Below are 22,945 nucleotides of genomic sequence, written 5' to 3' on the forward strand. Positions count from 1 at the left end.
CCGCAGCACGACCGGGCGACAATACGATCGCTAATCGACCATGTTGTCGGATCTGCTCGGTAGGGTTGAGGAACGAGCACGATCATTGAGTGGAAGAGGAGGTCGGCTGCCATGGCACAAGAGCAGACCAAGCGCGCCGGGGGTGGCGACGAGGACGAGGGCCCCGAGGGCGACGGTGCGGCAGGACAGGAGCGGCGCGAGAAGCTCGCGGAGGAAACCGACGACCTGCTCGACGAGATCGATGATGTGCTCGAGGAGAACGCCGAGGACTTCGTGCGGGCATATGTGCAGAAGGGCGGCCAGTGACCCAGGGTGACCCGTTGCGTCTGCACGCAGGTCGGACGCTGTCCTCGTTCACCGAACATCTTCGTCTGCACGCGCCGGACCTGTTGCCCGCCAACAGGTTCGGTGGCGGCGAGGCCAGCGGCGCGGATTTCGCGCCGCACGGCACCACCATCGTCGCGGTGAACTACCGCGGTGGTGTGCTGATCGCGGGCGATCGCCGGGCCACCCAGGGCAACCTGGTGGCCTCGCGCGACATGGAGAAGGTGTACATCACCGACACGTTCTCGGCCGCAGGCATCGCCGGTACGGCCGGGCTCGCGGTAGAGATGGTCCGCCTGTTCGCGGTGGAACTCGAGCACTACGAGAAGATCGAAGGCGTCTCGCTCACCTTCGACGGCAAGGCCAACAAGTTGTCGAGGATGGTGCGCGAGAACCTGCCCGCGGCCATGCAGGGACTGGCGGTGATCCCGCTGCTGGTCGGCTACGACGACCAGGTCACCGACCCCGACAAGGCCGGGCGGATTGTGTCCTACGACGTGGTCGGTTCGCGCAGTGAGGAACGGTTCGGCTACACCGCCGTCGGCTCCGGCTCGAATTTCGCCAAGTCCTCGCTCAAGAAGCTCTACCGGCGCGGTCTCGACGCGGATCAGGCCCTGCGGATCGCGGTGGAGTCGCTGGTCGACGCCGCCGACGATGACACCGCCACCGGGGGACCCGACGCCCTGCGCGGGATCTACCCGACGGTGGTGACCATCGACGCCGAGGGTGCGGTGGATGTCAGCGAGGAACGGCTCGGTGAGGTCGCTGCGGCGATCGCCGCCGACCGGCAGGCCGCAGTGAACGGGGGTGCCAGCGCATGACGCTGCCTTACTACGCGTCCGCCGAGCAGATCATGCGGGACAAGACCGAGCTCGCCCGCAAGGGCATCGGTCGCGGACGCAGCGTGGTCGTGCTGGTGTACGACAAGGGAGTGCTATTCGTCGCCGAGAATCCGTCGGCGACCCTGCACAAGATCAGCGAGCTCTACGACCGCATCGGTTTCGCCGCGGTCGGCAAGTACAACGAGTTCGAGGCGCTGCGCCGGGGCGGCATCCTCCAGGCCGATCTGAAGGGCTACCAGTACGACCGGCGCGATGTGAGCGGTCGTTCGCTGGCCAACCTGTATGCCCAGAGCCTCGGATCGATCTTCACCGATCAGCTCAAGCCGTACGAGGTAGAGCTGTGTGTGGCCGAGGTCGGCTATCCGGAGCAGGCGCCGACCTCGGTGCTCTACCGGATCACCTTCGACGGTTCCATCGTCGACGAGCGTGAGTTCGTCGTCATGGGTGGCACCACCGAGCCGATCGTCACCGCGCTCAAAGCCGCCTACAAGCCGGGCCTCACCCTTGACGAGGCACTGAAGGTGGCCATCGGTGCACTGCAGGCGGGCCAGCCCGAGGCCGACAAGGACAAGCGTGCGCTCAGCGTGTCGTCCCTCGAAGTTGCCACCCTCGAACAGGCACGTCCGCGCCGGGCGTTCCGGCGCCTGCAGGGCGCCCCGCTCGAGCAGGCACTGGCCGGGACCACCGGCAAGAAGGTGACCGAGGCGAAGCTGCCCGAACCCGAGGACGGTTCGGACGGCTGACGCCTGGGTGAAGATCGTGATCGGGCCCGTGAACCACCTCGGTTCACGGGCCCGACCTCGTCGTGGGCACACGGTCGTTCGCTGTCCGAATCGTTGTGAACACGTATGCGAATGGGATCTCAGAGCGCCGCGCGGGTACTGGTCATGGCTGTAGTGTCGATAGTGTGCAGCGACGAATCATGGGGATCGAGACCGAGTTCGGTGTGACGTGCACCTTCCACGGTCACCGTCGGCTGTCCCCCGACGAGGTGGCCCGGTACCTGTTCCGCCGGGTGGTGTCCTGGGGCCGTAGCTCTAATGTCTTCCTTCGCAACGGTGCCAGGTTGTACCTCGACGTCGGATCGCATCCCGAGTACGCCACGGCCGAATGCGACAGCCTGGTGCAGCTGGTCACCCACGACCGGGCCGGTGAGCGGGTGCTCGAAGAGCTGCTCATCGACGCCGAACAGCGGTTGGCCGAAGAAGGCATCGGCGGCGACATCTACCTGTTCAAGAACAACACCGACTCCGCGGGCAACTCCTACGGTTGCCATGAGAACTTCCTCGTGGTGCGTGCCGGCGAGTTCTCCCGGATATCGGATGTGCTGTTGCCGTTCCTGGTGACGCGTCAGCTCATCTGCGGTGCCGGCAAGGTGCTGCAGACGCCGAAGGCGGCCACCTTCTGCCTGTCGCAGCGCGCCGAGCACATCTGGGAGGGTGTGTCCTCGGCGACCACCCGGTCGCGCCCGATCATCAACACCCGCGACGAACCGCACGCCGACGCCGAGAAGTACCGGCGCCTGCACGTGATCGTCGGTGACTCGAACATGGCCGAACCGACGACGATGCTCAAGGTGGGCACCGCCTCGCTGGTGCTGGAGATGATCGAGGCCGGGGTGTCGTTCCGCGACTTCGCCCTCGACAACCCGATCCGCGCCATTCGCGAGGTGAGCCACGACCTCACCGGCCGCCGACCCGTGCGGCTGGCGGGCGGACGGCAGGCCAGTGCGCTCGAGATCCAGCGTGAGTACTACGCGCGGGCCGTCGACCACCTGCGCAACCGGGACCGCGACCCGCAGATCGATGCGGTCGTCGACCTGTGGGGCCGCACTCTCGACGCGGTCGAGGCGCAGGACTTCGCCAAAGTCGACACCGAGATCGACTGGGTGATCAAGCGCAAGTTGTTCCAGCGCTACCAGGACCGGTACAGCATGGAGCTGTCCGATCCCAAGATCGCCCAGCTGGACCTCGCCTACCACGACATCAAGCGTGGACGCGGGGTGTTCGACCTGCTGCAGCGTAAGGGGCTGGCGAAGCGGATCACCGAGGACGAGGCGGTGGACGCCGCGGTCGAGACGCCGCCGCAGACCACCCGCGCCAAGTTGCGGGGTGACTTCATCACCGCGGCTCAGGAGGCCGGTCGCGACTTCACTGTCGACTGGGTGCACCTGAAGCTCAACGATCAGGCGCAGCGCACCGTGCTGTGCAAGGACCCGTTCCGGTCGGTCGACGAGCGAGTCGATCGCCTGATCGCCTCGATGTAGGCGAACCCCCACAGACGGGGGGACCGACAAAACCGGTGGCGCATGGGAGCGAACGCGTAGGCGCCACCGGTTTTGTGCTGTGCGGAGGAGCTGAGGTTGTCGGCGCCGCTATGCCGCTGTCGGGCAGTGCCGTGGATCAGTCGGCGACAACCGCCGCATAGGTGGTCTGTAGCCCCGCGATGAACGCTGTCAGTGCCAATTCGAAGCTGTCGTCGTCGATTTCGTCGGCGATCGCGCGAAGCAGGTGCGCCTGGTTCAGGTGGGGGTAGCGGTCGCGGTAGACCTGGACATCGTCGGCGAAACCGCCGGCGAACGAGCCGACCGTCGAGCCCATCACCAGGTAGCGGGTCGCGGCGCCGATCATGGTGGCGTAGCGGGGTGGCCAGCCTGCCCCGACGAGACCGCCGTGGACGGCGTCGGCGGCGCGCAAATTCTCGGTGCGGCGGCCAGGGCCCGCGGCGAGGTACGGCACGAAGTTGGGGTGGGTCGCCAGGGCGGCTCGGTAGCTGCGGGCCCAGGCGGCGAGCGCCTCGTCCCAGGTCGCGCTGTCGAAGGCCGAGGTGTCGACGCGGCTCATGATGCGGGCGGCGATGTCGTCGAGCAACTCGTCCTTGTTGGGGTAGTGGCCGTAGAGCGAGGCGGCCTGCACACCGAGTTCGGCGGCCAGCTTGCGCATGGAGACCTCGGCCAAGCCGTCGCGGTCGATCAGGGCCAGCGCGGCCTCGCGGATGCGCTCGCGGCTCAACAGCGGTACGCGCGGCCTGGCCAATGCGCCTTCCTCTCCTGCGGGAACTCCTCGGGACTCGAACCGTATCACCGCGGGCGGAGAACACCTCTTGATTAACCGAACGCCGTTAGGATACGGTGCCCGAGTAAACCTAACGCTGTTTGGTTCAGGAGTGTCCCGTGGATTTCCAACTCTCGTCGGCGCACAGTGATCTGCGCGATCTCGCCCGCAGCTGGGTGGACAAGGAGGTCGTGCCGCATGCGACGCGGTGGGACCGGGAGGAATCGGTGGACCCGGCGATCGTGGGCAAACTCGGCGCGATGGGGTTCCTCGGTATCGGGATCGACGAGGAATTCGGTGGGTCCGCCGGTGACATGCTCGCCTACTGCGTGCTGCTCGAGGAGCTGGGTCGCGGTGACAGCGCGGTGCGCGGCATCGTATCGGTCTCGCTCGGCCTGGTCGGCAAGTCGATCGCGGCCTACGGCACCGAGGAGCAGAAGCGCCGGTTCCTGCCGTCGCTGTGCGAGGGCGAGCGTCTCGGCTGTTTCGCGCTGACCGAGCCGGGCACCGGCTCCGACGCGGCGGGCCTGGTCACCCGTGCGACCCGTGAGGGCGACGACTGGGTCATTTCCGGTACCAAGATCTTCATCACCAACGGCACCTGGGCCGACATCGCCCTGGTGTTCGCCCGCACCGGCGGTCCGGGGCCGAAGGGGATCACCGCGTTCCTCGTGCCCACCGACGCGCCGGGTTTCGGCCGGACCGAGATCAAGGGCAAACTCGGGCTGCGTGGCCAGGCCACCGCCGAACTCGTCCTCGACGGCGTGCGTGTCTCCGACGCGAATCGGTTGGGAGAACTCGGCCAGGGTTTCCGTATCGCGATGGGCGCGCTGGACAAGGGCCGCATCGGCGTCGCCGCCGGGTGCGTGGGTGTGGCGCGGGCCTGCCTGGAGGCGTCGGTGCGATACGCCGGTGAACGCGAGCAGTTCGGCAAACCGATCGCGGGCTACCAGCTCGTGCAGGAGCTGCTGGCCGACATCGCGGTGGAAACCGAGGCCGCGCGTTTGCTCGCCTGGCGCGCGGCCGACCTCGTCGACCGGCGTGAGCCGTTCGGTACCGCCGCCTCGATGGCGAAGCTGTTCGCCTCCGAAGCCGCGGTGAAAGCCGCGAACAACGCCATCCAGGTGTTCGGCGGGTACGGCTACATCGACGAATACCCCGTCGCCAAGTATCTGCGCGACGCCCGCGTGCTCACCCTCTACGAGGGCACGACCCAGATCCAGAAACTGCTCATCGGCCGCGCCCTCACCGGCGTGAACGCCATTGTCTGACACAGGAGTACGACTCATGCGCTCGAGAACTGCCTTCGTGACGGGGGCCGCGCGCGGTATCGGCGCGGCGACCGCGGCGCGCCTGGCCGAGGACGGCTGCGCGGTGGCCGTGGTCGACCTCGACCCCGACGCCGCGATCCTGGCCGCCGGAAAGATCAACGCCGCGGGTGGCACCGCGATCGGCATCGGCTGCGATGTGTCCGACGAGACCCAGGTCGCCGACGCGGTGGCCCGCACCGTCGCCGACCTCGGGTCCCTCGATGTGCTGGTGAACAACGCCGGCGTGCTGCGCGACAACCTGCTGTTCAAGATGTCGGTCGACGACTGGGACACCGTCATGGCCGTGCACCTGCGCGGCGCGTTCCTGTGCAGCCGGTCCGCGCAGAAACACATGGTGGACAACGGAGGTGGGGCCATCGTCAACACCTCGAGTGTGTCGGCGCTCGGCAACCGCGGCCAGTCCAACTACGCCGCCGCCAAGGCGGGTATCCAGGGACTCACCCGGACGCTGGCGATGGAACTCGGCCCGTTCGGCATCCGGGTCAACGCGGTGGCGCCGGGCTTCATCGCCACCGAGATGACCGCGGCCACCGCCGAACGGATGGGTGTGAGCGCCGCGGACTTGCAGGCGAAGACCGCCGAGATCACCCCGTTGCGGCGCGTCGGCACCCCCGCCGACATCGCGAACGTGGTCGCGTTCCTGGCCTCCGACGACGCCGGATTCGTCACCGGGCAAACCCTGTACGTCGACGGCGGACGCCGTCTCTGAATCGCGGAGATCATCATGCAGCGAACAGTTTTCACCGACGAGCACGAAGCGTTCCGTAAAACGGTGCGCGCGTTCGTCGAATCGCGGGTCGTGCCCGTGTACGACCAGTGGTACGAGGCCGGCATCGTGCCGCGCGAGTTCTACCGCGAGCTGGCCGAGCTGGGTGTGTTCGGGATCGAAGTGCCCGAGGAATACGGTGGCGCCGGTATCGAATCGTTCAAGTTCCAGGCCGTTCTGCTCGAGGAAACGGCCCGTGCGGGTGTGTCTTTCGGTGGCTCGGGTGTGCACGTGGGGCTGTGCCTGCCCTACCTGAAGAACCTTGCCACCGAGGAACAGAAGCAACGCTGGTTGCCGGGTTTCGTGTCGGGCGAGATCATGTTCGCCATCGCCATGACCGAACCGGGCACCGGCTCCGACCTCGCCGGAATGCGCACGACCGCCCAGTTGTCCGAGGACGGTACGTATTACGTGCTCAACGGCGCGAAGACGTTCATTACCGGCGGGGTACACGCCGACCGCGTGATCGTCTGCGCGCGCACCGCGCCGCCCTCGGATACCGATCGCAGACACGGGATCTCGCTGTTCGCGGTGGACACGGCCTCGCCGGGGTACGCGGTCGGGCGCAAACTGGACAAGCTCGGGTTGAAAGTGTCCGACACGGCGGAACTGTCCTTCACCGATGTGCGGGTGCCGGTGTCGGATCTGCTGGGTGAGCCGCACCAGGGTTTCGATTATCTGGGGCAGAACCTACCCCAGGAACGGCTGTCGATCGCGCTCGGTGCCTACGCGCAGGCGAAGGCGGCGATCCGGTTCGCCCTCGAATACACCAGGGACCGCAAGGTTTTCGGTCAGCCGGTGGCGCAGTTCCAGAACACCAAGTTCGAGCTGGCCGCCTGCCAGGCCGAGGTCGACGCGGCCGAAGCGGTGGTGGACCGGGCCCTCGACGCGCTCGACAGCGGCGAGCTCACCCCCGCCGACGCCGCGTCGGCCAAACTGTTCTGCACCGAGGTAGCCTCGCGCGTGATCGACCGCTGCCTGCAACTGCACGGCGGCTACGGCTACATCACCGAATACCCGGTGGCGCGCTTGTACGCCGACAACCGGGTGAACCGGATCTACGGCGGCACCAGCGAGGTGATGAAGATGATCATCGCCAAGAACATGGGTCTGTGATGGCCACCGCGTACCTGGTCGACGGTGTGCGAACTCCCTTCGGCCGCTACGGCGGCGCACTGGCCGAGGTGCGGCCCGACGACCTGGCCGCCCACGTGATTTCTGCTCTGGTGCGACGGTTACCGGCTGTGGACTGGGCAGCCGTCGACGATGTGGTGTTCGGCTGCGCCAATCAGGCGGGTGAGGACAACCGCAACGTCGCGCGGATGGCGGCGCTGCTGGCCGGTCTGCCGGTCCGCGTGCCGGGCGTCACCGTGAACCGTTTGTGCGCCTCGGGGCTGGACGCGGTGGGGTACGCGGCACGCGCGATCCGGGCCGGAGATGCCGACCTCGTGATCGCCGGCGGGGTCGAGTCCATGACGCGGGCACCCTATGTGCTGCCCAAAAGCGCCGCCGCGTGGGATCGCTCGACCCAGCTGGCCGATACCACCCTCGGCTGGCGGCTGGTGAATCCGCGTCTGCACGAGCAGTACGGCACCGACACCATGCCCGAGACGGCCCAGCACGTCGCCGACGAGCACGGTGTTTCCCGCGCCGATCAGGACGCCTTCGCCCTGCGCTCGCAGCAGCGGGCGGCGACGGCGAGCGCGCGCGGGCGCCTCGCACGCGAGATCGCGCCGGTCGCGGTAGCGCAGCGGCGGGGGGAACCGGTCGTCGTCGAGCGTGACGAGCATCCGCGCGAGACCAGCGCCGAGAAGCTCGCTGCCCTGCCGCCCGTGGTGGCGGGCGGCTCCATCACCGCGGGCAACTCCTCGGGCATCAACGACGGTGCCGCGGCGGTCCTGCTCGCCTCCGAAGCCGCCGTACACCGCTACGGTCTCACCCCGCTCGCCCGCGTAGGTGCGGTCGCGGCGGCGGGCGTGCCGCCGCGCACGATGGGCATCGGTCCGGTTCCGGCGGTCGGCAAGCTACTCGCCCGAACGGGTCTCGGCATCGGTGACGTCGACGTGATCGAGCTCAACGAGGCCTTCGCCGCCCAGGCGCTCGCGGTGGTGCGGGCGCTCGGTCTGCCCGACGACGCCGAGCACATCAACCCGAACGGCGGGGCGATCGCCCTCGGCCATCCGCTCGGGGCAAGCGGCACCCGGCTGGCGCTCACCGCGGCGATCGAACTGGCCGAACGCGACGCGCACCACGCGATCGCCACCCTGTGCGTCGGCGTGGGCCAAGGTCTGGCCGTCCACCTGCACCGGTGACCGGCCCGCACAACCGCCGAGCGTGTCGCCATCCGATCGCGCCCGCGACACGCCCGCACCCGGGCGAAACGTCCCGGCCGCCACGCACAGCTGCCCGACCCCGCGTGGCACCGGCCTGAGCGGTCTCGATATCGGACACCGCCGTGTAACCCGACGGTCCAACCCAGCCCCACCCGCAATCCATGACGATCCCGACCCGGTCGGAATTACTTCTCGCCCGTCACCGCAACAACGTCCGCCCGCACGAGCGGGTTCGGACAACACCTCGCCGACGCCGTCGAACCCAGGAGCACCCGTGAACGCCACCCTCTCCCTGGCGAGCATCCTCGCCGAACCCGCCCGCCGCCGCCCCGAGCACCTCGCCCTGATCGAGGGCGAACACCGCATCACCTTCGCCGAGCTGTGGCGACAAGCCCGCGCGCAGGCCGCCGCGCTGATCGCGCGTGGTGTGAAACCCGGTGACCGGGTGGCGCTGCTGTGCCCGAACACCGCCGACTTCCCGCGTGCGTACTTCGCCGTGTTGGCCGCGGGTGCGACGGTGGTGCCGGTACATCTGCTGCTCACCGCACCGGAGATGGAATACGTCCTGCGCGACAGCGGCGCCCGCCTGCTGATCTGCCACCCGATGGTCGCGCAGACCGGTGGCGAGGCCGCGCGGGCCGCCGGAATCGAGGTGGTGGTACCGGAAGACCTTGTCGGCGAGCCGATCCCGAACTTCGTCGCGCGTGGGCCACTCGACACGGCCGTGGTGTTCTACACCAGCGGCACCACCGGCACCCCCAAGGGCGCCGAGCTGAGCCATCTCAACATGGTGATGTGCGCGACGGTGAACACCTTCGACGCCAACGAGATCCACCGCGACGACATCGCCCTCGGCGCCTTGCCGCTGTTCCATGTGTTCGGGCAGACCGTGTCGATGAACTCGCACTGGCGCGTCGGCGGAACCCTGGTGCTGATGCCGAGATTCGACGCCGCGCAGGCGATCGCATTGATGACGGCCGAACGGGTCAACCTCTTCCACGGGGTGCCGACCATGTACCTGTCGCTGATCGAGGCCGCCGCGACTGCGACCGGGCTGCCGGCGCTGAAGCTCTGTGTCAGCGGTGGTGCCGCACTGCCGGTGTCCGTGCTCGAAGAGTTCGAACGGGTCTTCCAGGCACCCGTGCTCGAAGGGTACGGCCTGTCGGAGACCTCGCCCACGGCTGCGGTGAACCAGCCGGTGTACGGCACCGAGGCAGGCACCGTCGGGCACCCGGTATGGGGTGTCGACGTGGAGATCGCCGACCCGGACATCGCCGACCGCATCGAGCTGCTGCCGGCCGGCGAGGTCGGGGAAGTGGTGGTCCGCGGACACAATGTGTTCAGCGGCTACACCGGCAAGCCCGAGGCGACCGCCGCCGCCGTGATCGACGGCTGGTTCCGCACCGGCGACCTCGGCACCCGCGACGAGACCGGCCGGATCCGCATCGTCGACCGCATCAAGGAGATGATCCTGCGCGGCGGTTTCAATGTGTACCCGACGGAGGTCGAGGCAGCACTGATGCGGCATCCACGCATCGCTCAGGTGGCGGTCATCGGGGTGCCCGACGAGCACTACGGCGAGGAGATCGTCGCCGTGGTCGTGCCCGACGGCGAGGTGAGCGAGCAGGAGGTGATCGACTTCGCCAGATCCCGGGTCGCCAAGTACAAGTACCCACGTCGCGTCGAGTTCGTCACCGAACTCCCGCTGGGGCCCACGCACAAAGTGCTCAAGCGGGAGCTGCGGCAGCGCTTCGGCTCCGGAGAATGAGCGACGCCACGTAGATTCGGCGTGATCGCCCGGCGGCCCTTGCGTTTCCGGGTGAGATCCGGGCCGGTGGCGAGAAGCTGTTTGTCGTGCCACGCTCGGAGGACAGGTACTTCTCGCCATCGATGCAGGAGGTAGGGATGAAGCTGGCCGCCGTCACGATCGACTGTCCCGACCCGGATGCGCTCGCCGAGTTCTACGCGCGGGCCACCGGCTTCGAGCGCAGCCCCGACTCCGATCCCGAGTACATCGAGCTGACCGGCCCGGACGGAGTGTCACTCGGCTTCGAGCGCGTCGCCGACTACCGCCCACCGCAGTGGCCGGGACAGCAGACACCCCAGCAATGCCACCTCGATTTCGCGGTCCCTGACCTCGACGAAGGTGAAGCCCGGCTGCTGACGCTCGGCGCCACCAAAGCCGAGGTGCAACCGGAACCGGATCGCTGGCGTGTCCTCATCGATCCGGCGGGGCACCCGTTCTGCTTGGTGATCGACGGCGCCTGAGGCCGGTCGACGGCAATCGTGCGCCGACGCGCGAGCCGACGCCCTCGACCATTACCCTCTAACGGGTGGCGATATCCAAGGTCGAGCGGCTGATGAATCTGGTCATCGCGCTGTTGTCGACCCGGCAGTTCCTGAGCGCGGAACGTATCCGTGACAGCGTGGCAGGTTACGAGGAGTCCGCGACCGACGAGGCGTTCAGCCGGATGTTCGAGCGCGACAAGAACGAACTCCGCGACCTCGGCATCCCGCTGGAAGTAGGTCCGGTGGGTCGCTTCTCGACGCTGGAGGGCTACCGGATCAATCGCGACGCCTACGAACTGCCCGATATCGACCTGTCCAGCGAGGAAGCCGCCGCCGTCGCGGTCGCCGTGCAGATGTGGGCGTCGCCGGAACTGGCCGGTGCCGCCGAAGGCGCATTGCTGAAGTTGCGGGCGGCCGGCGTCACCGTGGAGACCGACAACGTGGGTGTCTCGGTGCCCGCGGTGCCCGCCCGCACCCGAGGCTCCGAACCGGTGCTGCGCGAACTGCTCGCCGCCATCGACGCGGGACAGGCGGTGCGGTTCGGGCACCACAGCGCCGTCACCGACCCGTTCGTCACCCGCGATGTCGAACCGTGGGGTGTCGTCACCCGCCACGGTCGCTGGTACCTGGTCGGCCACGACCGGGAACGCGACGCCGTGCGCACGTTCCGGCTCTCGCGGATCGGGGGCGAGGTGAAGGCGTACGGGCCGGTCAACGCGGTACACAAACCGGCCGACGCCGACCTGCGCGCCATCGTCGACCGGGTCACCGGCGACGCGCCTGTCACCGGGACGGCCACCGTGTGGGTCGCCAAGGGTCGCGGCCGCGAACTGCGCCGCATCGGCACCGAGGTCGACACCCGTGACCTCGGCGGCCGCCCGGGCTCGGTGCTCGAGGTTCCGGTGCGCTCACGCGACTGGGTGGCCCGGCTCATCACCGGCCTCGGGCCCGATGTACTGGTGCTCGATCCACCGGAATTGCGCGCCGATGTGATGAACCGGCTACGGTCGGTACTGGACCACACGGAGGTGACATCGTGAGTTCGCGCCTGTCCCTACGACTTTCACGCCTGCTGAACATGGTGCCCTACCTGCTCGCGCACCCCGGCATCAGCGCCGCCGAGGCCGCGGCCGAACTGGGCGTCACCACCAAGCAGCTGATGAGCGACCTCAACCAGCTGTGGATGTGCGGGCTGCCCGGCTACGGCCCCGGCGACCTCATCGACCTGTCGTTCTCCGAGGAGAGCATCGAGGTCACCTTCTCGGCCGGCATCGAACGCCCGCTGCGCCTGACCTCCACCGAGGCCACCGCACTGCTGGTGGCACTGCGCTCGATCGTCGAGATGCCGGGCATGGTCGACCCGACCGCCGCGCACGCCGCGATCGCCAAGATCGAATCCGCCATCGCGGGCGGCGATGTCAGTCGCCCGCCCGCGCAGGTGCCCGTCGAACGCCCGGTGGTGGCCACCGTGCGCGCCGCCCTCGCCGACGCGCACGCGCTGCGCCTGGTCTACTACTCGGCCAGCCGCGACGAGGTCTCCGAACGCGTCGTCGACCCGATCAGGGTCGTGCTCGTCGACAACAACAGCTACCTGCAGGCTTGGTGCCGTCAGGCCGAAGGCGTCCGGCTGTTCCGGTTCGACCGCATCGAGGACGCCACCGAACTCGACGAACCGGCCCGCCCACCGAGCCACGCCGCCGCCGACGCCGCCGCGCTCGACCTGTTCCAGGACGACCCCGACGTTCCGCTCGCCCGCTTACGCATCCGCGCGGACTACGCCTGGGTGCTCGACCAGTACCCGATGCACCGCATCCGGTCGCGCCCCGACGGCAGCATCGAAGCGGGCATGCGGTTCGCCTCGGCCGACTGGATGGCACGGCTGCTGCTCGGATTCGGCACCGGCGTGAGTGTGCTCGGACCGCCCGAACTGGTCTCGGCGGTGCGTGAGCGCGCCGATGCCGCCCTGGCCGCCTACGCGGCGGCCGGACTGCTGGGGGAGACCGAACCCGCGTGAGTCAGCGAGTCCTCGTCCTCGGCGCGGGTAGCGTCGGGGTTTTCGTCGGTGGTCAGCTGGCCGCGGCGGGTATGGAAGTCATCTTCGTCGGACGTCAGCGGGTCCTCGACGACATCGCCGAACACGGTCTGCGCCTGACCGACCTCGACGGCGGCGCCACCGAAGTCGGCCCCGACCGGTTCGGGCTGGCGCTCGCCCCCGACGAACCCGAACGCGCCGACCTCGTCCTGGTCACCGTGAAATCCGCCGACACGGCCGCCGCCGCGCGCGCCGTCGCGGGGCGATTACGCCCGGGCACCCCGGTGGTGAGCCTGCAGAACGGCATCGGCAACGACACCGTCATCCGCGAGATCCTGCCGACCAGTGTGGTCCTGGCGGGCATGGTGATGTTCAACGTGGTGCACCGGGGCGAGGGTCGGTTCCACCGGGCCAGCGACGGTGTCGTCGCCGTCCAGGACGACCCGGTCGTCGACCGGTTCGCCGACCGTTTCCGCGAGGCGGGCCTGCCGCTGCGCCGCCACCGCGACCTGCGGCCCGTCCAGTGGGCCAAACTCCTGCTCAACCTCAACAACCCGATCAACGCGCTGTCGGGCAGGCCGCTGCGCGAGGAACTGGCCGACCGCGACTACCGGCGGTGCCTCGCCCTCACCCAGTCCGAAGCCCTCGCGGTGATGAACACTGCGCGAATTCGGCCCGCTCAGCTCACCCCGGTGCCACCGGAACTGATGGTGCATCTGCTGCGCGTTCCCGACTCCCTGTTCCGGCGGGTGTTCGGCCGGGTCCTCGCCATCGACCCGGTAGCGCGGTCATCGATGGCCGACGACCTGGCCCGTGGCAAACGCACCGAAATCGCTTGGCTGTGTGGGGAAATCGTGCGCCTCGGGGAGATGGTCGGACGGCCGACACCGGTCAACCGCAGGCTCGTGGAACTGATCCGGGCCGCCGAATCCGGCGACGAACGACGCTTCAGCGGCAGCCGCCTGTTCGCCGAACTGACCGCCGCCGCACGCGCCGTCGCCCGTTGAACGGGTGGCGAACACCTCCACGGGCGCGGGTCCACGAAACTCCGCGCACAGGTAGCATCGGTAATCACCACAGTCTTTGGAGGTAACTCATAATGGGAACGTTCAGCTGGTCGCACCTGCTGATCATCGCGCTGCTGTTCGTCCTGCTCTTCGGTGCGAAGCGGCTGCCGGACGCGGCGCGCGGTCTCGGCCGGTCGCTGCGGATCTTCAAGAGCGAGGTCGGGCAGATGCAGGCCGAGTCCTCGGCCACGACCACCGCGCCCACCGACGCGGCGCCGCAGCAGCAGCTGCCCGCCTCGGCTCCGCAGGTCCAGGCCACCCCGGTCGCGCAGCCGCAGCCGCAGCACAAGACGCTCTGACCCACGCATTCACCCCGGGGCGGTAGCGGCCGCTCCGGGGCGCCGTGCTGTTTGCCGAGCATCCGCCGAACCGAGGGTTAGAGGCCACACCAACCATGCGCATCCCGTTCGATCCACGGCGCAGCAAGCGCAGGACGAATCCCGACGGCACCATGTCGTTGGTCGAGCACCTGCAGGAGCTGCGCACCCGGTTGCTGCTCGCCCTCGCCGCCATCGCGGTCACCACCCTGCTCGGTTTCTTCTGGTACGCCACCCCGCTGTTCGGGCTCGACAGCCTCGGCGAGATCCTGCGCGGCCCCTACTGTGAGCTGCCCGCCTCCGCCCGCGCCACCCTGACGCCCGACGGTGCCTGCCGACTGCTCGCGACCGGGCCGTTCGAACAGTTCATGCTCCGCCTGAAGGTCGGTTTCACCGCCGGTGTGGTGCTTGCCGCGCCGTTCTGGCTGTATCAGCTGTGGGCGTTCATCACCCCCGGCCTCTACGCCAAGGAACGCCGGTACGCCTTCGGGTTCGTCGGGGCCGGATCGGTGCTGTTCGTCACCGGCGCCGTGCTCGCCTACGTCGTCGTGTCGCACGCCCTGTCGTTCCTGCTCACCATCGGTGACAACGTGCAGATCACCGCGCTCAGCGGTACGCAGTACTTCGGGTTCATCATCCAGCTGCTCATCATCTTCGGTGTCAGCTTCGAGACGCCGCTGATCGTCATCGGGCTCAACCTCGTCGGCGTGCTGCCGTACGTGAAGCTCAAGGCATGGCGACGCGGCATCGTGTTCGGCCTGTTCGTCTTCGCCGCGATCGTCACCCCGCAGGACCCGTTCTCGATGCTCGCGCTCGCGCTGGCACTGACCGTGCTGTTCGAGCTGGCGGTGCAGTTCGCCCGGTTCAACGACGCGCGCCGGGCCAGGCGTGCGGCCGCCGACGGCCTGGCCGGGCTGTCCGACGACGAGGCGTCGCCGCTCGGCACGCCCGATCCGGTCGCACCGAGCGGACCCGTCGAGGACGCACGGAAAACAGAGCGACCGGTGTCGGACTACTCCGATACGCTCTGAGATGTGACCGATTCTCCCGCGCGGACCAGCGAGTTGGCGCAGTTCGCCAGCGAAATCTCGTTCGACCTCGACCCCTTCCAGCGCACCGCGTGCGAGGCTTTGGAAGAGGGGCACAGCGTGCTGGTCTGCGCACCCACCGGTGCGGGTAAGACCATCGTCGGCGAGTTCGCCGTGCATCTGGCTCTCGCCTCCGGCGGCAAGTGCTTCTACACCACGCCGATCAAGGCGCTGTCGAACCAGAAGTTCGCCGACCTCACCGCCCGCTACGGTCGCGACAGCGTCGGCCTGCTCACCGGCGACCAGTCCATCAACCCCGACGCGCCCGTGGTCGTGATGACCACCGAGGTGCTGCGCAACATGCTCTACGCCTCCTCCGACGCGTTGCGCGGACTGTCGTACGTCGTCATGGACGAGGTGCACTACCTGGCCGACCGGTTCCGCGGCGCGGTGTGGGAGGAAGTGATCCTGCATCTGTCGCCCGATGTGCGGCTGGTCAGCCTGTCGGCGACGGTGTCGAACGCCGAGGAGTTCGGCGCGTGGATGGAGACCGTGCGCGGCGACACCGCGGTGGTCGTCGACGAGACGCGCCCGGTGCCACTGTGGCAGCACGTGATGGTCGGCAAGCGGATGTTCGACCTGTTCGACACGAAATCCAGCGATCAGAAGGTCGTCGTCGACGAGGACCTGGTCCGGTTCATCCGCCAGCGCGAGGCCAGTGACCGCATGCACGGGTACGGCGGTCCGCGCGGCCGCGGCGCCCGGGGCAATTTCCGGCCGTTGCCGCGCCCGGAGGTGCTGGCCCGCCTCGACGAGGAAGGGCTGCTGCCCGCCATCACCTTCATCTTCAGCCGGGCAGGCTGCGACGGCGCGCTGGCCCAATGCCTGCGTGCCCGGCTCGATCTGAGCAGGCCGGGCGACGCCGAGGTCGTCGACGAGATCATCGAGAAACACACCGGCGACCTGCCCAAGGCCGATCTCGAGGTGCTCGGGTACTGGGAATGGCGCGAGGCACTGCAGCGCGGGCTCGCCGCCCACCACGCGGGCATGCTGCCCGCCTTCCGGCACACGGTGGAGGAACTGTTCGTCAAGGGCCTCGTGCGGGCCGTGTTCGCCACCGAGACCCTTGCCCTCGGCATCAACATGCCCGCCCGCACGGTGGTGCTCGAGCGCCTGGTGAAGTTCAACGGCGAGACGCACGCCGAACTCACCCCCGGCGAATACACCCAGCTCACCGGTCGCGCGGGCAGGCGCGGTATCGATGTCGAAGGCCACGCGGTGGTGCTGTGGCAGCCCGAGGTCGACACCAGCGCGGTCGCCGGTCTGGCCTCCACCCGCACCTACCCGCTGCGCAGTTCCTTCCGGCCCGGCTACAACATGTCGATCAACCTGATCGACCGGATGGGCGCCGAAGACGCCCGCAACCTGCTGGAACGGTCCTTCGCCCAGTTCCAGGCCGACCGTTCGGTGGTCGGGCTGGTGCGCGGTATCGAGAAGAACCAGGGCGCGTTGCGCAAGCTGGAGAGCCAGCTCGGTGGCGTCGACGGTGACTTCATGGAGTACCTGTCGCTGCGGGACCGGATCAAGCAGCGCGAGCGTGACATCCAGCAGCAGGGCCGGGCCGACCGGCGCGGCGCCGCCGTGCGCGCGCTGATCGAACTGCGGCGCGGCGATGTGGTCGCGATCCCGTCGGGCAAGCGTGCGGGGCTCGCGGTGATCCTCGAACCCGATCAGACCCCAGGCGACCCACGACCCCTGGTGTTGACCGAAGACCATTGGGCCGGAAGGGTTTCCGCCGCCGACTTCCCCGTCCCCGCCGAACCCCTCGGGCACATGCGGTTGCCGCGCCGGGTCGACCACCGCACCGCCCGTATCCGCCGCGACCTCGCCTCGGCGCTGCGCGGAACCGGCATCTCGGCGCCCGGCCGTGGCAGGCGCAGGCGCAACGATCACGCCCGCGCGGGCGAGGACCGTCAGCTGGCCACTCTGCGCCGCAGCCTGCGCGCCCACCCCGCGCACAGCAGGCCCGACCGCGAACAGCTCAGCCGCATCGGCGAGCGCTACGCGCGGCTGGCCCGCGAGACCGAGTCGATGCGCCAGAAGGTTGCCGCGACGACGAATTCTCTCGCGCGCACCTTCGACCGCATCGTCGGCCTGCTCGAGGAACGCGGTTTCGTCGAGCACGGTGAAGTGACGCCCGACGGCAGGCGGCTGGCCCGCATCTACGCCGAAAGCGACCTGGTCGTCGCGGAATGCCTGCGGCAGGGGCTGTGGCGCGGACTCGGTCCGGCCGAGCTCGCCGGAGTGGTGTCCGCGCTGGTGTACGAATCGCGGCAGGAATCCGGCTTGCTCACCGCGCACGGCCCGACCGACCCCATCCGGCGCGCGGTCGCCGCGACCATCGAGGTGTGGGGGCAGTTGCGTGCCGACGAGGCCAGACACAAGCTGCCGCCCACCCGCGAACCCGACCTGGGATTCGTGAACGGGGTGTACAAGTGGGCGCGCGGTGACGCGTTGGCCGAGGCGTTGCTGGCCAGCGGTGATCAGAGCAGCGTGATGTCGGCGGGCGACTTCGTGCGCTGGTGCAGGCAGGTGATCGACCTGCTCGACCAGATCCACAACACCGCCGACGACACCGAGATCGCGAGCACCGCGGCCAAAGCCGTGCGTGCCGTCCGACGGGGTGTCGTCGCGGTGGACGCCGCGTAGATGTTTCGTCTGTGATTTGATTTCCTGGCGTAGCCGGCCTGGCGCGGGGGGCTACCGTGTGTACAACTATGCGAGTGGAGGCGAGTGGATGAGCGGCCCGTACGGACCGAACGGCCCAGGGGAGGGGAGCAACGATCCCACCCAGCACTGGGGGGGTCAGCAGGGGGCCGGTGGCGCCGGTCCCACCCAGCACTGGGGTGGTGCGGCACAGCCGCCGCAGCAGCCGCCCCAGGGCGCCCAGCCGACCCAGCAGTGGGGTGACCCCAACGCCGGACAGCAACCGCAGCAGCAGTGGGGCCAGCCCCAGCAGCCGCAGCAACCGCAGCAGCAGTGGGGTCAGCCGCAGCAACCCCAGCAGCCGCAGCAGTGGGGTCAGCCGCAGCCGCAGCAGCCGACGGGTCCGCAGCAGCAGTGGGGACAGACCCAGCCGCCGCCGCAGGACTGGAACGCGCAGCAGCCCGCAGGCGCCCAGCAGTGGGGCCAGCAGCCGCAGCAGCAATGGGGTCAGCAGCCGCAGCAGGGTCCCGGGGGCAAGGGTAAGGGCAAGGGCCTGATCATCGGCCTCGTCGTGGCCGGCGTGCTGGTGATCGCCGCCGTGGTCGGCCTGCTGCTCGTCGTGTTCTCGGCCGACGAGCTCGACCAGTCGGCGGTGCAGGACGGTGTCTCCTCGGTGCTCACCGGCTCCTACGGCATCGCGGATGTCTCCGATGTGTCGTGCCCGTCGGGTCAGAAGGTCGAGGTCGACGCGACCTTCACCTGTGACCTGAAGGTCAGCGGTGAGGACAAGAAGGTCACCGTGAAGATCACGAAGGAAGACGGTACCTACGAGGTCGGCCGCCCCAACTAGGCTGTCGTACCGCGGTTTTCAGCCTACCGCCAGGTGGTTTCCGGGCCGCCCGCACTGCGTGCGGGCGGCCCGGCGTCGTTCACGCGGTGTGCGCGGCGGCCAGCGCCGTGATCAGCCGGGTGATCGGGCTCTCGGCGTTGTAGGCGGCGGCGAGTTCGCGCAGTCGCTCCGGGTCGGCGGGAACCGCGGGCAGGGTGTCGGGCCCCGACAGCTCGACATCGGCATCGCAGACCACCCGGACCACCGGTGCGGCCGCCTTCAGGTAGTCCTGTGCGGCAACGAGTTTGGCCCGCACGCCCTTGGCGAGATCGGAAGCGGGATCGTCGACGGCGGCCATCAGGGCGTCGAGGGAGCCGAACCGGGAGATGAGCTGGGCGGCGGATTTGTCGCCGATGCCCGCCACCCCCGGCAACCCGTCGGAGGCGTCGCCACGCAAGGTGGCCATATCGGCGTAGGCGGGCCCCGCGTTGACCACGGGCACACCGTATTTGGCGGACACCTCGGCGGGCCCGTACAGCTCGGCCTTGGCCAGGCCGCGGCCCGCGTAGAGCACCCGCACCGGCGGTGCCGGGTCGTCGCGGACCAGTTGCAGCAGGTCGCGGTCGCCGCTGACCACCACCACGGAATCGGTGCGCTCGCGGTGGGCGAGGGTGCCGAGGACGTCGTCGGCTTCGAGCCCCTCGGCGCCGCCGGTGGCGATCCCGGCCGCCGCGAGCACGTCCAGGATCATCGGCACCTGCGGGGTGAGGGTGTCGGGAACCTCCTCGGCGCCGGGCGCCGCTGTGCTGCTGGTGTCGAGGCGGTGCGCCTTGTACGACGGCACGAGCGCCACTCGGAACGGCGGGCGCCAGTCCAGATCCAGCCCGACGACGAGCCTGCTCGGCCGGTGTTTGGTGATCAGCGAGGCGACCATGTCGGTGAAGCCGCGCACCGCGTTCACCGAGCGGCCGTCGGCGCCGCGCAGCTTGTCGGGGATCGCGTAGTAGGCGCGGAACCAGAGGCTGGCGCCGTCGAGGATCAACAGGGGTCCACGGGTGCTCTCGGCAACGGTCACCCGGTGATTGTGCCTCGTGGCTCCGACAGGTGAGCGAGATCGGTGCCGCGTCGGCCGTCGCGCTCGGCGGCCGTTGTGGTGGGTTCGCCCGAGATCGCACGTCGTGCGGGCGAATCTGCGCGTCACGCGGCGCGGCGGGTAACGTCGGAGACTATGAGCGCGCACACGAATGCCAGGTTCGCGGCGGATGTCTACGGTCAGCGGCTCGAGCGGGCGGTGGAATTGATGCGGGCGGCGCATCTGGACGCCCTGCTCATCACCCCCGGCCCCGACCTGCGATACCTCGTCGGTTCCGATGCCGAATCGTTCGAACGGCTCACCTGCCTGGTGATCACCGCCGACGGCGCGACACCGTCGATCATCGTGCCGAAGCTCGAACTCGCCGCGCTCGACGGCTCGGCGGCCGGGGAGCTGGGTCTGCGGATTCTCGACTGGGTCGACGGCGTCGACCCGTACCAGCTGGTCCGTTCCACTCTGCACGCCGGTTCGCGCATCGCCGTCGCCGACGCCATGCCCGCCCTGCACCTGATTCCGCTGGCCGAGCAGACCACGGGGCTGCCCTCCTCGGCCACTCCCGTGCTGCGCCAGTCGCGGATGATCAAGGACGAGGCCGAGATCGACGCCTTACGCCGTGCGGGCGCCGCGATCGACCGCGTGCACGCCCGGATGGGCGAGTTCCTGCGGGCGGGCCGCACCGAGGCCGAGGTGTATGCCGACATCGAGGCGGCGATCGTCGAGGAGGGGCACACGGAGGCGGAGTTCGTCATCGTCGGCAGCGGCCCGAACGGGGCCATCCCGCACCACCTCTTCTCCGACCGTGTCATCGAGCAGGGCGACGTGGTGGTGATCGATATCGGCGGACCGGTGACGCCCGGCTACTACTCCGATTCCACCCGCACCTATGTGCTCGGCGAGCCGAGGAAGCAGATCGCCGAGCGGATGGCGTTGCTCGAGGCGGCGCAGGCGGCGGCGGTGGCCGCCGTGCGCCCCGGTGTCACGGCCGAATCCATCGACGCCGCCGCCCGCACCGTGCTGGCCGACGCGGGTCTGGGCGATGCGTTCGTGCACCGCACCGGACACGGCATCGGTCTCTCGGTGCACGAAGAGCCCTACATCGTGGGGGGCAACGACCTGGTGCTCGAGCCGGGCATGGCGTTCAGTATCGAGCCGGGCATCTACTTCCCCGGGCAGTGGGGTGCGCGCATCGAGGACATCGTGGTCGTCACCGAGGACGGCGTGGCGTCCATGAACCAGCGCCCGCACGGCCTGACCGTGTTGTAAACGGCCACAAGCTATTTGAGCGTGCTCGACGACAGCACCCGGTGCACCTGGATCGCGACGACCACGCGCGTCGGGTTCTCGCGCGGCACGCGGTAGCGCTCGGTGTAGCGGCGAACGGCCTCGGCGACGTCGTCGGCGTCGGTCAGCACGGTGGCCGGCCCTTCGAGGGTGAGCCACCGCGCCCCGTCGACCTGGCTGACGGCCGCGTACCCACCCCGCGCGGCATTACGGGCCTTCACCGACGCGCCATCGGTGATCACCCGCGCGATGCCGCTGTCCGCGTCCCAGGTGAACCCGACGGCGACGACGTGCGGTGTGCCGTCCGCCCGCAGGGTGGTGAGGGTGGCCAGGTGCCGCTCGGCGACGAACGCGAGGGCGGCGGGGGAGAGCTGTGTGGTCGCGGTGGGCATGTGTTCGACGCTAGTCCGTCACCACGCGCGCCCGATCGGCGGGCGCTACACCCACAGCGGCAGCCGACCGGCCGAGCTCAGGCAGTGCCGAGCGGGTTGCAGGGGCGTTCGCGGGCATGCCGCTCGAGCGGAGTGTCACGCGGGACCCGGCTGTTCGGGTCGGCTGTCGGTGTCGCCGCCGCGTGGCTGTCACGCGGGACCCTGTTGTTCGGTCAGTTGTCGGGTGTCGCGGCCGCGTGGCTGTCGTGCGACACCTGGCTGTTCGGCAACTGCCGGTGTCACACCGCGTGTTCGAACGCCGGCGTCCCGGTGTGGCTTGGCCGCTCGCGCTTCATGATCGCGGGGCGGCCCGGTGGCGGCGGTGATCCGGGATGACAGACTGGGCGTATGGGTAAGCAGCAGGCGAACCAGGGGCCGGTTCTGGTCTTGGGTGGGCGCAGTGAGATCGGGCTGGAAGTCGCGCGCAGGCTGGCGCCGGGCCGGGTGGTGATCCTCGCCGCCCGCCGCTCCGACGCGCTGGCCGCCGAGGTCGAGCAGGTGCGCGCGGCCGGGGCGACCGCGGTGCACACGGTCGAATTCGATGCCGACGACACCGCGACGCACGCCACGCTGCTCGAGAAGATCGCCGCCGAACACGGTGGCATCGGCACTGCCGTCCTGGCATTCGGCGTTCTCGGCGACCAGGCCCGCGCCGAACACGACCCCGACCACGCCGTCGCCGTCGTGCACACCGACTACGTCGCCCAGGTCAGCGTTCTCACCACCCTCGCGAATCTGCTGCGCGCACAGGGCAGTGGCCAGATCGTCGTCTTCAGCTCCATCGCGGGCGTACGGGTCCGGCGGGCGAACTACGTCTACGGTTCGGCGAAAGCGGGCCTGGACGGGTTCGCCAGCGGCCTCGGTGACGCCCTGCACGGCACGGGCGTCCAGTTGCTCTTGGTGCGATCGGGTTTCGTCATCGGCCGCATGACCGAGGGCATGGACCCCGCGCCCATGGCCAGCACCCCCGACCAGGTCGCCGATGCCGTCGTCCGCGCCTTGAACAAGGGCGCCACCCGGGTCGCCGTCCCCGGCCGCCTAGCGCTGGCCTTCTTCGTCATGCGCCTTCTGCCGCAGTCCATCTGGCGCCGGATGCCACGGTGATTGCCGCCCCGATGGTCCGCTGCGCGCGTGTCGCTTCGGCGCCGGATGCTGCGATGACCTCGGCTTCGATGCGGCGGCGTGCGCGCCCCGGTTCGGCGCCGTATGTCGCGGTGGCTGCC

Annotated in this window: 22 protein-coding genes; 19 read left to right on the plus strand and 3 right to left on the minus strand. The window is 69.3% G+C overall.

Going from position 1 to position 22,945, the window contains the following annotated elements; all coding sequences use genetic code 11:
* The first annotated feature begins 111 nt into the window (after positions 1-111).
* The 4 genes from ACSVDM_RS03010 to pafA all read left to right on the plus strand — a co-directional run bounded on the left by ACSVDM_RS03010 (position 112) and on the right by pafA (position 3,432).
* Positions 112-306 carry a ubiquitin-like protein Pup gene (locus ACSVDM_RS03010; RefSeq protein WP_067492090.1) on the plus strand — a complete coding sequence of 65 codons (195 nt, stop codon included), beginning with the start codon at positions 112-114 and terminating at the stop codon, positions 304-306.
* Positions 303-1,145, plus strand: a complete 843-nt coding sequence (gene prcB, locus ACSVDM_RS03015; protein WP_439262556.1) for a proteasome subunit beta — start codon at positions 303-305, stop codon at positions 1,143-1,145. Before ACSVDM_RS03010 ends, prcB begins: the two co-directional genes overlap by 4 nt.
* Complete coding sequence (prcA, locus tag ACSVDM_RS03020; protein WP_439262558.1) at positions 1,142-1,909, plus strand: proteasome subunit alpha; 768 nt, start codon at positions 1,142-1,144, stop codon at positions 1,907-1,909. Before prcB ends, prcA begins: the two co-directional genes overlap by 4 nt.
* A gap of 164 nt (positions 1,910-2,073) precedes the next feature.
* A complete protein-coding gene (gene pafA / locus ACSVDM_RS03025) occupies positions 2,074-3,432 on the plus strand; it encodes a Pup--protein ligase (protein ID WP_181696425.1) in 1,359 nt (452 codons plus the stop codon).
* A gap of 136 nt (positions 3,433-3,568) precedes the next feature.
* Here the strand turns inward: pafA and ACSVDM_RS03030 are convergent, their stop codons facing one another.
* A complete protein-coding gene (locus ACSVDM_RS03030; protein WP_439262560.1) occupies positions 3,569-4,201 on the minus strand; it encodes a TetR/AcrR family transcriptional regulator in 633 nt (210 codons plus the stop codon).
* 137 nt (positions 4,202-4,338) lie between these two features.
* Here ACSVDM_RS03030 and ACSVDM_RS03035 point away from each other — a divergent pair, with 137 nt between their 5' ends.
* The 13 genes from ACSVDM_RS03035 to ACSVDM_RS03095 all read left to right on the plus strand — a co-directional run bounded on the left by ACSVDM_RS03035 (position 4,339) and on the right by ACSVDM_RS03095 (position 18,938).
* A complete protein-coding gene (locus ACSVDM_RS03035) occupies positions 4,339-5,490 on the plus strand; it encodes an acyl-CoA dehydrogenase family protein (RefSeq protein WP_439262562.1) in 1,152 nt (383 codons plus the stop codon).
* 16 nt (positions 5,491-5,506) lie between these two features.
* Positions 5,507-6,259, plus strand: a complete 753-nt coding sequence (fabG, locus tag ACSVDM_RS03040) for a 3-oxoacyl-ACP reductase FabG (protein ID WP_439262564.1) — start codon at positions 5,507-5,509, stop codon at positions 6,257-6,259.
* A gap of 15 nt (positions 6,260-6,274) precedes the next feature.
* The gene (locus ACSVDM_RS03045) at positions 6,275-7,432 is read left to right on the plus strand and encodes an acyl-CoA dehydrogenase family protein (protein WP_439262566.1); all 1,158 of its coding nucleotides are present in this window, start codon (positions 6,275-6,277) and stop codon (positions 7,430-7,432) included.
* Complete coding sequence (gene pcaF, locus ACSVDM_RS03050) at positions 7,432-8,628, plus strand: 3-oxoadipyl-CoA thiolase (protein WP_439262568.1); 1,197 nt, start codon at positions 7,432-7,434, stop codon at positions 8,626-8,628. Before ACSVDM_RS03045 ends, pcaF begins: the two co-directional genes overlap by 1 nt.
* Before the next feature lie 295 nt (positions 8,629-8,923).
* Positions 8,924-10,417, plus strand: a complete 1,494-nt coding sequence (locus tag ACSVDM_RS03055; RefSeq protein ID WP_439262570.1) for a long-chain-fatty-acid--CoA ligase — start codon at positions 8,924-8,926, stop codon at positions 10,415-10,417.
* A 137-nt stretch (positions 10,418-10,554) separates the two neighbouring features.
* Positions 10,555-10,917, plus strand: a complete 363-nt coding sequence (locus ACSVDM_RS03060) for a VOC family protein (protein ID WP_439262572.1) — start codon at positions 10,555-10,557, stop codon at positions 10,915-10,917.
* Between the two features lie 65 nt (positions 10,918-10,982).
* Positions 10,983-11,978 carry a helix-turn-helix transcriptional regulator gene (locus tag ACSVDM_RS03065; protein ID WP_084456314.1) on the plus strand — a complete coding sequence of 332 codons (996 nt, stop codon included), beginning with the start codon at positions 10,983-10,985 and terminating at the stop codon, positions 11,976-11,978.
* The gene (locus tag ACSVDM_RS03070) at positions 11,975-12,952 is read left to right on the plus strand and encodes a helix-turn-helix transcriptional regulator (protein WP_067492100.1); all 978 of its coding nucleotides are present in this window, start codon (positions 11,975-11,977) and stop codon (positions 12,950-12,952) included. Before ACSVDM_RS03065 ends, ACSVDM_RS03070 begins: the two co-directional genes overlap by 4 nt.
* Positions 12,949-13,977, plus strand: coding sequence for a 2-dehydropantoate 2-reductase (locus ACSVDM_RS03075; RefSeq protein WP_067492101.1), 1,029 nt, complete (start codon positions 12,949-12,951; stop codon positions 13,975-13,977). The genes ACSVDM_RS03070 and ACSVDM_RS03075 overlap by 4 nt, the downstream gene beginning before the upstream one ends.
* Before the next feature lie 92 nt (positions 13,978-14,069).
* Complete coding sequence (gene tatA, locus ACSVDM_RS03080; protein WP_067492102.1) at positions 14,070-14,336, plus strand: Sec-independent protein translocase subunit TatA; 267 nt, start codon at positions 14,070-14,072, stop codon at positions 14,334-14,336.
* Positions 14,337-14,431: 95 nt separating this feature from the next.
* The gene (gene tatC, locus ACSVDM_RS03085; protein ID WP_181696416.1) at positions 14,432-15,385 is read left to right on the plus strand and encodes a twin-arginine translocase subunit TatC; all 954 of its coding nucleotides are present in this window, start codon (positions 14,432-14,434) and stop codon (positions 15,383-15,385) included.
* A gap of 3 nt (positions 15,386-15,388) precedes the next feature.
* A complete protein-coding gene (locus ACSVDM_RS03090; protein WP_439262576.1) occupies positions 15,389-18,091 on the plus strand; it encodes a DEAD/DEAH box helicase in 2,703 nt (900 codons plus the stop codon).
* A gap of 88 nt (positions 18,092-18,179) precedes the next feature.
* A complete protein-coding gene (locus tag ACSVDM_RS03095; RefSeq protein ID WP_067635699.1) occupies positions 18,180-18,938 on the plus strand; it encodes a DUF4333 domain-containing protein in 759 nt (252 codons plus the stop codon).
* 79 nt (positions 18,939-19,017) lie between these two features.
* Here the strand turns inward: ACSVDM_RS03095 and ACSVDM_RS03100 are convergent, their stop codons facing one another.
* Positions 19,018-19,992, minus strand: a complete 975-nt coding sequence (locus tag ACSVDM_RS03100) for a 5'-3' exonuclease (protein WP_439262579.1) — start codon at positions 19,990-19,992, stop codon at positions 19,018-19,020.
* Positions 19,993-20,145: 153 nt separating this feature from the next.
* On the opposite strand from ACSVDM_RS03100, the gene ACSVDM_RS03105 reads away from it, so the two are divergent.
* Positions 20,146-21,273, plus strand: a complete 1,128-nt coding sequence (locus tag ACSVDM_RS03105) for a M24 family metallopeptidase (protein ID WP_439262581.1) — start codon at positions 20,146-20,148, stop codon at positions 21,271-21,273.
* An 11-nt stretch (positions 21,274-21,284) separates the two neighbouring features.
* Here the strand turns inward: ACSVDM_RS03105 and ACSVDM_RS03110 are convergent, their stop codons facing one another.
* Complete coding sequence (locus tag ACSVDM_RS03110; RefSeq protein WP_439262583.1) at positions 21,285-21,683, minus strand: PPOX class F420-dependent oxidoreductase; 399 nt, start codon at positions 21,681-21,683, stop codon at positions 21,285-21,287.
* A 387-nt stretch (positions 21,684-22,070) separates the two neighbouring features.
* Here ACSVDM_RS03110 and ACSVDM_RS03115 point away from each other — a divergent pair, with 387 nt between their 5' ends.
* Complete coding sequence (locus ACSVDM_RS03115; RefSeq protein WP_439262585.1) at positions 22,071-22,826, plus strand: SDR family NAD(P)-dependent oxidoreductase; 756 nt, start codon at positions 22,071-22,073, stop codon at positions 22,824-22,826.
* Positions 22,827-22,945 lie beyond the last annotated feature (119 nt).

The sequence above is a fragment of the Nocardia sp. JW2 genome, from assembly GCF_051843015.1.
Taxonomy (GTDB): Bacteria; Actinomycetota; Actinomycetes; order Mycobacteriales; family Mycobacteriaceae; genus Nocardia; species Nocardia coubleae.

Coding starts and splice junctions, on each gene's coding strand:
- tatA (WP_067492102.1), top strand. CDS start 14,070: ATGGGAACGTTCAGCTGGTCGCACCTGCTGATCATCGCGCTGCTGTTC.
- ACSVDM_RS03045 (WP_439262566.1), top strand. CDS start 6,275: ATGCAGCGAACAGTTTTCACCGACGAGCACGAAGCGTTCCGTAAAACG.
- ACSVDM_RS03060 (WP_439262572.1), top strand. CDS start 10,555: ATGAAGCTGGCCGCCGTCACGATCGACTGTCCCGACCCGGATGCGCTC.
- ACSVDM_RS03095 (WP_067635699.1), top strand. CDS start 18,180: ATGAGCGGCCCGTACGGACCGAACGGCCCAGGGGAGGGGAGCAACGAT.
- ACSVDM_RS03115 (WP_439262585.1), top strand. CDS start 22,071: ATGGGTAAGCAGCAGGCGAACCAGGGGCCGGTTCTGGTCTTGGGTGGG.
- tatC (WP_181696416.1), top strand. CDS start 14,432: ATGCGCATCCCGTTCGATCCACGGCGCAGCAAGCGCAGGACGAATCCC.
- ACSVDM_RS03010 (WP_067492090.1), top strand. CDS start 112: ATGGCACAAGAGCAGACCAAGCGCGCCGGGGGTGGCGACGAGGACGAG.
- pcaF (WP_439262568.1), top strand. CDS start 7,432: ATGGCCACCGCGTACCTGGTCGACGGTGTGCGAACTCCCTTCGGCCGC.
- fabG (WP_439262564.1), top strand. CDS start 5,507: ATGCGCTCGAGAACTGCCTTCGTGACGGGGGCCGCGCGCGGTATCGGC.
- prcA (WP_439262558.1), top strand. CDS start 1,142: ATGACGCTGCCTTACTACGCGTCCGCCGAGCAGATCATGCGGGACAAG.
- ACSVDM_RS03110 (WP_439262583.1), bottom strand. CDS start 21,683: ATGCCCACCGCGACCACACAGCTCTCCCCCGCCGCCCTCGCGTTCGTC.
- ACSVDM_RS03105 (WP_439262581.1), top strand. CDS start 20,146: ATGAGCGCGCACACGAATGCCAGGTTCGCGGCGGATGTCTACGGTCAG.